Raw genomic sequence first — 1799 nt, 5'->3', positions numbered from 1 at the left:
CCGGTGACGTTGGCGCGCATATGTTCCATCACCTGGTCCTTGGTCAGGGTGGCCCCTGGCTTGACCACGATGAAGATCTTGATGTGTTCCCCGGACTTCTCGTCCGGCACACCGATGGCCGCGCACTGCAGCACGCCCGGCAGACCTGCCAGTACGTCCTCCAGTTCGTTCGGGTACACGTTGAAGCCCGAGACCAGGATCATGTCCTTCTTGCGATCGACAATGCGCATGTAGCCGTCAGGCTGGATGATCGCGATGTCACCGGTCTTCAGCCAGCCTTCGCTGTCGAGCATCTCGTCGGTGGCGTCCTGGCGCTGCCAGTAGCCCTTCATCACTTGTGGGCCCTTGACGCACAGCTCGCCGGTTTCACCCAGCGCCAGCTCAGTACCGTCATCGGCGATGACTTTGCACACGGTGGACGGCACCGGAATGCCGATGGTGCCGATCTGGATGTGCTGGATCGGGTTCACAGTGGCTACCGGGCTGGTTTCGGTCATGCCATAACCTTCGCAGATACCGCAGCCGGTCACGGCTTTCCAACGCTCGGCAGCGGCCAGTTGCAGGGCCATGCCGCCCGACAGGGTGACTTTCAGCGCAGAGAAATCCAGCTTGCGGAACGCTTCGTTATTGCACAGCGCCACGAACAGGGTATTCAGCCCGACGAAGCCGCTGAACTTCCACTTCGACAGTTCCTTGACCATCGCCGGCAAGTCGCGCGGGTTGCTGATCAGGATGTTGTGGTTGCCGATCAGCATCATCGCCATGCAATGAAAGGTGAAGGCATAGATGTGATACAACGGCAGTGGCGTGATCAGGATTTCGCAGCCCTCGTTGAGGTTGGAACCCATCAACGCCTTGCACTGCAACATATTGGCGACCAGGTTGCGGTGAGTGAGCATCGCCCCCTTGGCCACACCGGTGGTGCCACCGGTGTATTGCAGTACGGCGACATCATTGCTGGCCGGGCTGGCGTCGTTGACCGGTTGCCCGTGCCCCTTGGCCAGCACGTCGTTGAACTTGATCGCGTTGGGCAAGTGGTAAGCCGGGACCATCTTCTTCACGTACTTGATGACGCTGTTGATCAGCAAGCGCTTGAAGGGCGAGAGCAAGTCGGCGACTTCGGTGACGATGACATGCTTGACGGCAGTCTTGGGCACGACTTTTTCAGCCAGGTGCGCCATGTTGGCCAGGCAGACCAGAGCCTTGGCCCCGGAATCATTGAATTGGTGTTCCATTTCCCGCGCGGTGTACAGCGGGTTGGTGTTGACCACGATCAGGCCAGCACGGATGGCGCCGAACACGGCGACCGGATACTGCAGGACGTTGGGCAGTTGCACGGCGATTCTGTCACCGGGCTTCAAGTCGGTGTGCTGCTGCAGGTAGGCGGCGAAGGCGCCGGACAATTCGTACAGTTCACCGTAGGTGACGGTCTTGCCCAGGTTGCTGAAAGCCGGTTTGTCGGCGAAGCGTTGGCAGGACTGTTTCAGTACCGCCTGAATATTCTGATACTCGTCTGGATTGATTTCTGCAGCAATCCCGGCGGGGTATTTATCCTTCCAAAAGTCTTCGTTCATGGAAGCCCACTCCTCAGCGACGCGAATTCATCATCGCATTTGATGCGATTATTATTGGTGTATGTTTTTTTAAGGTGAGTCTGGCGCTTTCAAGCAGGCCGAGAAGTCACAAAGCGCGCCGAGAGTAGCAGCTTTGCCAAGAGTCGCCTAGAGCCAAAGATGGGGCCCACGGTCATAAACACGACTGTCCTACAATATTTGGTCACACTTTAAACCCAGCTGAAA

Annotated in this window: 1 protein-coding gene; it reads right to left on the bottom strand. The window is 57.8% G+C overall.

The genetic code is table 11. The features are described from left to right. A partial coding sequence (locus tag ACRESD_RS08485; protein WP_431750512.1) for a long-chain fatty acid--CoA ligase occupies positions 1 to 1574 on the bottom strand: 1574 nt, incomplete at its 3' end. Between the last annotated feature and the right edge of the window lie 225 nt (positions 1575 to 1799).

This window comes from Pseudomonas sp., assembly GCF_050739995.1.
In the GTDB taxonomy this organism is placed as follows: domain Bacteria; phylum Pseudomonadota; class Gammaproteobacteria; order Pseudomonadales; family Pseudomonadaceae; genus Aquipseudomonas.
The sequence above is the reverse complement of the archived record's forward strand: the minus strand, read 5'-3'. Positions and strand labels throughout refer to the sequence as shown.